Genomic DNA, 6,928 nt, shown 5'->3' with positions numbered 1-6,928 from the left:
GCCTTGAGCGTAATTAGCAATAATATGATACAAGCTAACAATTAAACTGCCTAAGTAGTCAACAAATTGTACCCACGACACACCGGTTAATAAGGTTAAACCCGCAAAAAAGAAGCACAGCAATAAGATAGAGGTGCCAGTAAAATTAAATGCCGGCATCATCGCCGTGGCTATCACATCCCCCACTACCCCACCGGATGAAAAGTTGTAAATATCGTCAAAATTAATACTACTAATGGCAGTGGCTGAGGTTATAAATAACGCAAAGCCAATTACCCGTAGTGCTAATGTGGTGTAATCGAGTTGCAAAATACGATGCGGTTGTTTAAATAATAGATAGCCAAACAGCTGTATTGCGGCGGGTACAAAGTAGGCAAGCCAGCCAAAGGTCAGTAATAAAATATCGGCTATCCATGCGCCCGCGGTGCCGGTAATATTTTTTACGTTTCTAAATTCACCGGTTTGCGACCATGCGGGATCGGCCGGATCAAAGCTAATTAAAGCACATAAAATAAATACCGCTGCAAAGGTGCTTATTATAAGCCCTGTTTCTAATAGTCTTTGCACACCGTTTAGGCGCATAGTTCCCTATTCCTCTTTATTATTTTAGTTAACCTAAGTTCAGCCCGAAATAGTCACGACTACTGGTTGAGGTTATTTATACTTAGTTAGCAGTCAAATACCTTAGCAGGAAATGCCTTTTGTTGCACTTTATCTTAACCTCGATGGCCTGATTATGAACAAGTTTTTATATTTTAAGCACGCCCCAGCGAAAACCGCGAGCAAATCACCTATGCAATCACTTCATTGCACCTAATGCCACTACAACTAAACAACATAAGGGCGGATAACCACGCCTTCTTCACCTTTTACTTCTTCCATTACTACATAGGTACGACTTTCGCTTACACTCGGCAGTTTTAATAGGATGTCACCTAACACGCCGCGGTATTCCGACATGTCATTTACGCGGGTTTTTAATAAAAAATCAAAATTACCCGACACTAAATGACACTCTATTATTTCGCTGTGTTTGCGCACTGCGGCACTAAACTCATCAAATATATCGGGGGATGTTTTAGTAATAGTCACTTCAACATACACCGATAACCCTTGCCCTAACTTAGCCGGATCCACTACGGCTTTATAACCAAGTATGTAACCTTCACGCTCCAGTTTTTTTACACGCTCTAAACATGGCGTGGCACTTAAGCCAACTCTTCTTGCCAGCTCAACATTTGATAACCGCCCATCCTGTTGTAATTCCACCAATATTTTGCGATCTATTCTATCTAATAATGTATGCATGCTATCCTAGTTGATTATTCTGTTTTATTACATTTTATAGATATTAACACTGAAATTTGTTAAAAAAAAGGTGAGACACACTAGCTTTGCATGAATATAATAGTGAAAAAACTTATCCAGTTCTAACAAGGCAAAATTATGATTATAGGTGTACCTAAAGAAATTAAAAACCATGAGTACCGTGTAGGTATGGTTCCTGCGAGCGTGCGTGAATTAATCAATCACGGCCATCAAGTATTTGTTGAAACCGACGCAGGTATGGGTATTGGTTTTACTAACGAAGATTACATTCAAGCCGGTGCAGAAGTATTACCGACTGCCGCTGATGTATTTGCAACAGCTGAGATGATCATCAAAGTAAAAGAGCCACAAGCGGTTGAACGTGCCATGTTACGTGAAGACCAAATCTTGTTCACTTACTTACACCTTGCCCCGGATCTTCCACAAACTGAAGACCTTGTTAAAAGTAAAGCCATTTGTATTGCATACGAAACAGTAACTGACGCACGCGGTGGTTTACCATTACTTGCGCCAATGAGCGAAGTTGCCGGCCGTATGTCTATTCAAGCAGGTGCACAGGCGCTTGAAAAAATTAACCAAGGCCGCGGCATGTTACTCGGTGGCGTACCGGGTGTTGAGCCTGCCAAAGTGGTTATTATTGGTGGTGGTATGGTTGGCCGTAGCGCCGCTCAAATGGCGGTTGGCTTAGGTGCAAACGTGGTAATATTAGATCGAAACATTGATGTATTACGTGCCCTAGACGCGCAATTTGGTAATAAAGTACGTGCTATCTATTCAACCGCAGATGCACTTGAAAAGCATGTCTTAGAGGCTGATTTAGTGATTGGTGGTGTACTTATTCCAGGTGCAGCTGCACCGAAACTAGTAACCGCTGAACACATTAAAGCCATGAAACCAGGTTCAGCAATTGTTGACGTTGCGATTGACCAAGGTGGCTGTATTGCCACCTCTAAAGCCACTACGCATGCAGAGCCGACGTTTATTGTTGATGAAGTGGTACATTACTGTGTAGCAAATATGCCTGGTGCTGTGCCACGCACGTCTACCTTTGCGCTTAATAATGCGACCTTGCCATTTATTATTAATCTTGCAAATAAAGGCTACAAAAAAGCACTACTTGACGACGCGCACTTCTTAAACGGCTTAAATGTAATTAAAGGCCAAGTAACTTATAAAGAAGTCGCTGAAGCGTTCAACATGGACTATGTTGACCCTCGCACTGCCGTAGAAAACGCCTAATGGGGCAACGTATCCTGACGGTATTAATTACCTCAGGGTGTGTTAAGATCAGCAACTTATAACTAAGTTGCTGGATAAAAAAAGCAGCTAATTAGCTGCTTTTTTTGTCTGCGTATTTTATAAATTTTTTATATAAAACGCTTAATAATAAAGTCTACTTTGACCCGTTTCGCTTGGCCAAGGATCTTTTTCACCGCTTGCGGATAATCGTCGATAGTTTCTAAATCCGCTGGGCCGGTCAAACGCCGACAATGCTGCAAAATTTCCTGCTTTTCATTTTCAATTGCCGGCATGATGCTTTGCTGCGGATCTTCAATTAAAATGCCGTTTTCAATATCCAGTCCCCACGCACGCGGGTTTAAATTATGGCCACTGAGTAAGTGTACTTTTCTATCAGAGCAGATCCCCTTTAAATGAAACGAGTTACTGTCGTGTTTCCATAAATACACGTTTAAATTGCCGTTATCAATGTGACGCTTTTGCGTTTTAACAAACTTATGCAAAATAGTTTCGTATAAATAAGGCAGTGCGCCAATTTTACTAAATGGCTCACTGGGTGGTAAATAAAAGTCGTTAGCGGTTTTATCCCCGACCACAATAGTGACCTGTTTACCTTGCTTTAATAAACGCCGTAAAGAGCGCATTAACGGTGCCGGAAAATTAAAGTAAGGGGTATATAACACCAGCTCTTGCTCGGTGGTATCAAACAAGCTTTTAATTAAGCGATTTAATTTATTATTACGCCGCCCTAAGCCTAAAAATAAGCGAATACCTAATGCTTCAGTATTAGCCTGCTGTGCATCGCTGTAACTGGCCGTTTTAAGCTCGCGCATTAGTTGCTTTTGCTCTAAACGAAAGTCGTTTAATTTTTTCAGTGGGCGAATATCAATACGCGGCACCGCGTGCGAACTTAATAAGGTTGATTCTATAAACTCCACCACAGAATCACACAATGGCGCTTGCTCAACTAAAAAGTAACGATCAAGGCGATAGCGATCGTGGTACTGTAAGTACACATTATTAATACTTGCGCCGCTGTACAGTAAGGTGTCATCAATCACTAACCCTTTTAAGTGCAACACCCCAAATAACTCTTTTGCTTTTACTGGTACACCATACACTTGCACGTTTGATTGAAACTTTTCTAAATAATCACAATATAAACTGGCGTTACCTTCGGATTTTTCAGCGCCAATCAGGCCACGCTGAGCGCGATGAAAATCCACCAGCACTTTTACTTCCAGTGCTGGGTTAGCTAATGATACTTGATGCAATGCCTGTAAAATTTCTCGCCCGGCTTCATCATCTTGTAAATAAAGCGTGGTGATATAAATGCGTGTTTTTGCATTGGCAATTAAACGTAGCAATTGCGTACGGTACTCTTGCGCATGGGTTAAGACGTTAACGTCTTTTGAAGTCAACCCAAATGCGGGTTTTTCCTGCCAAAATAACATAGTTGCCTATTCACTTAGGTCACATAATCTATCAGTGACAAATCAAAATTAGGTAAAACATAACAAAAAAAATCAAATGGGTCATGAATTAACGCAGTTTTGTTGCCTATTAGGCTGTTTATTGTACTATTTTTAGCTATTGGTGATTAATTATGCCATTAGCAGTACACAATATTGCACAGCATTTACATTTACTAAAAAAAAGAATCTCAAATTTTGTTTACTTCCGCCTTGTTTTTCTTAGAATCGAGCGCATTACACAGTGAATTAATCGTTTAGGAAAAAACATGACAGCAGCAAAACATTGTAAGTTACTTATTTTAGGCTCGGGTCCTGCGGGTTACACAGCGGCAGTATACGCTGCGCGCGCAAATTTAAACCCAGTATTAATTACCGGTATGCAACAAGGTGGCCAATTAACCACGACCACAGAAGTTGAAAACTGGCCTGGTGACGCGCATGGTTTAACGGGTCCAGCACTTATGGATCGCATGAAAGAGCATGCTGAGCGCTTTGAAACCGAAATTGTGTTTGATCACATTAATAAAGTAGATGTGTCGAAACGCCCGTTCACGCTAACAGGCGATCAAGGCACCTATACCTGCGACGCGCTGATCATTGCCACTGGCGCTTCAGCTAAGTACTTAGGCTTAGAGTCAGAAACAAACTTTCAGGGCCGTGGTGTCTCGGCCTGTGCTACCTGTGATGGCTTTTTTTATAAAGGGCAAAAAGTAGCGGTTGTTGGCGGTGGTAATACCGCAGTAGAAGAAGCGCTGTACTTATCGAACATCGCCTCAGAAGTACACGTAATTCACCGTCGTGATAGCTTCCGCAGTGAAAAAATCCTTGCAGATCGCCTCACTGAAAAAGCTGCTAACGGCAATGTAGTAATGCATTACAACCGTACCCTTGACGAAGTATTAGGCGACCAAATGGGTGTCACTGGCGTGCGCATTAAAGATGCTCAGTCAGATGCCACCGAAGAGCTTGATGTAGCGGGCGTATTTATTGCTATCGGCCACAAACCAAATACCGATATGTTTGTGGGTCAATTAGAAATGAAAGACGGCTACCTTGTTGTAGAGTCGGGCCTAAACGGTAACGCAACGCAAACCAGCGTACCGGGTGTATTTGCAGCCGGTGATGTGTCAGATCACATTTATCGTCAAGCGATCACCTCTGCTGGCACTGGCTGTATGGCAGCTCTAGATGCAGAGCGTTTCTTAGATAACCTATAACCGCTTACCCTAGTTAAAGAAAAAGGCTGAACCATCAGCCTTTTTTTATGTCTCAATACTCGTTACACTTTTGTCATTCATCCTAATTGAAGTATTGTATGAAAAAATTGCTATACCAGCTCAGTGATACCGATATTGCATTTCCAGCGGTAGAGTATGCACTGGACTCCCCCGACGGGTTACTCGCTATTGGCGGCGATTTAAGCTTAGCGCGACTCAGTAACGCCTATAAAAATGGTATTTTCCCGTGGTTTAGTGAAGATGAGCCACTCATGTGGTGGTCACCCAGCGAGCGCGGTATTGTTGAACTTGATAATTTTCATATTAGTAAAAGTTTACGTAAGCACTTAAAAAAGCACCCCGTTACAGTCACCATCAATACCGCCTTTGAAGAGGTCATTGCTGCGTGTATGGAGCAACGACTCGATACAGAAGGCACTTGGATCACCACTGATATGCTCACAGCGTATATTAACGCCCATCAGGCAGGCATTGCTCACAGTGTCGAGGTATGGCGCGAAGGAGAGCTTGCAGGTGGCTTATATGGCATTATGCAAAATGGGGTGTTTTGTGGCGAGTCGATGTTTCACCATCAAACCAATTGTTCTAAATTAGCCATGTGGGCATTAGTTAATTGGCTGAAACGCCATAATGCCCACTTTATTGATTGCCAACTGGAAAACCCGTATTTAAGCAGTTTAGGCTTAACCGTGATCCCGCGCGCCACATTTATTGCTAAGCTGAAGGCCGCCCATAACTACACCCTCAATCCCAGTATGTGGACTCCACAGGAGCTGACTAACATTTATGAATGACCAACTTCCTGCTAGGCTTGGCTTAACCCAAGAGTTTGCCTGTAGTTATTTGCCAAACCGCCAAGAACAACTGTTAGTGATCCTTGAACCCAGTTGCTACAGCACTGATAAATTTGAAGCCTTGTTAGCATTAGGCTTTCGTCGCAGTGGTAACCAAATTTACCGGCCGCACTGCCCTGCGTGCAGTGCGTGTAATTCAGTGCGCGTGTTGGCGCAGCAGTTTATTATGACAAAATCGCAAAAACGTAAACTAAACAAAGCAAAAGCCCGCTTTGAGGTGAAATATTCCCATGTTGAACGCGAACAATACTACCCGCTGTATAGCAAATATATTAGCTTGCGCCATCACGACGGCAGTATGTACCCGCCGGATAAAACGCAATTTCAAAGTTTTTTATTTTGCAATTGGTTAGACATCACCTTTATTGAGTTGTGGGATCAAGATAATTTAGTCGCCGTTGCGGTAACTGATTGTATGAACAACGCAATTTCGGCTATTTACACGTTTTTCGACCCCGAGTACGAGCATTTTAGCTTAGGCACGGTGATGATTTTACAGCAGCTGGCGTTTGCTAAAGCACAACACAAACAGTACTTGTACTTAGGCTACCAAATAGATGAATGTGCAAAAATGAACTATAAAACACAATTCCTACCGGCGCAAAAACAGGTCAATGATCAGTGGTTGACTATTTAATTTGCAAAAATAGCGGCTGCGCCTTTACTTATTGGCGTATTTTGGGCAGAATCTGCAGCGTTTAACTATTAAAGAGGTGTTACGCTAAACATGGCGAAAGAAGACGTAATCGAAATGCAAGGGACAGTCCTTGATACTTTACCAAATACAATGTTC

General features: G+C 42.3%; 7 protein-coding genes and 1 pseudogene. 5 read left to right on the top strand and 3 right to left on the bottom strand.

What is annotated here, in order from left to right:
• On the bottom strand, nucleotides 1–582 hold a 582-nt coding region (locus tag ABYB02_RS12895), incomplete at its 3' end, for a DNA translocase FtsK 4TM domain-containing protein (RefSeq protein WP_372762848.1).
• A gap of 246 nt (nucleotides 583–828) precedes the next feature.
• Nucleotides 829–1,308, bottom strand: coding sequence for a leucine-responsive transcriptional regulator Lrp (gene lrp / locus ABYB02_RS12890; RefSeq protein ID WP_372762847.1), 480 nt, complete (start codon nucleotides 1,306–1,308; stop codon nucleotides 829–831).
• A 138-nt stretch (nucleotides 1,309–1,446) separates the two neighbouring features.
• On the opposite strand from lrp, the gene ald reads away from it, so the two are divergent.
• A complete protein-coding gene (gene ald / locus ABYB02_RS12885) occupies nucleotides 1,447–2,568 on the top strand; it encodes an alanine dehydrogenase (RefSeq protein WP_372762846.1) in 1,122 nt (373 codons plus the stop codon).
• Between the two features lie 128 nt (nucleotides 2,569–2,696).
• On the opposite strand, the gene pssA is transcribed toward ald, so the two are convergent.
• Nucleotides 2,697–4,022, bottom strand: a complete 1,326-nt coding sequence (pssA, locus tag ABYB02_RS12880; protein WP_372762845.1) for a CDP-diacylglycerol--serine O-phosphatidyltransferase — start codon at nucleotides 4,020–4,022, stop codon at nucleotides 2,697–2,699.
• A 287-nt stretch (nucleotides 4,023–4,309) separates the two neighbouring features.
• On the opposite strand from pssA, the gene trxB reads away from it, so the two are divergent.
• The 4 genes and pseudogenes from trxB to ABYB02_RS12860 form a co-directional block, all read left to right on the top strand.
• Complete coding sequence (trxB, locus tag ABYB02_RS12875) at nucleotides 4,310–5,260, top strand: thioredoxin-disulfide reductase (protein ID WP_372762844.1); 951 nt, start codon at nucleotides 4,310–4,312, stop codon at nucleotides 5,258–5,260.
• A 98-nt stretch (nucleotides 5,261–5,358) separates the two neighbouring features.
• Entirely contained in the window at nucleotides 5,359–6,075 is a 717-nt protein-coding gene (aat, locus tag ABYB02_RS12870) for a leucyl/phenylalanyl-tRNA--protein transferase (RefSeq protein WP_372762843.1), read from the top strand.
• The gene (locus ABYB02_RS12865) at nucleotides 6,068–6,772 is read left to right on the top strand and encodes an arginyltransferase (protein ID WP_372762842.1); all 705 of its coding nucleotides are present in this window, start codon (nucleotides 6,068–6,070) and stop codon (nucleotides 6,770–6,772) included. Before aat ends, ABYB02_RS12865 begins: the two co-directional genes overlap by 8 nt.
• A gap of 90 nt (nucleotides 6,773–6,862) precedes the next feature.
• A pseudogene (locus tag ABYB02_RS12860) lies at nucleotides 6,863–6,928 on the top strand (translation initiation factor IF-1); the annotation flags it as partial.

The sequence above is a fragment of the Pseudoalteromonas sp. genome, assembly GCF_041613455.1.
Lineage (GTDB): Bacteria > Pseudomonadota > Gammaproteobacteria > Enterobacterales > Alteromonadaceae > Pseudoalteromonas.
The sequence above is the reverse complement of the archived record's forward strand: the minus strand, read 5'-3'. Positions and strand labels throughout refer to the sequence as shown.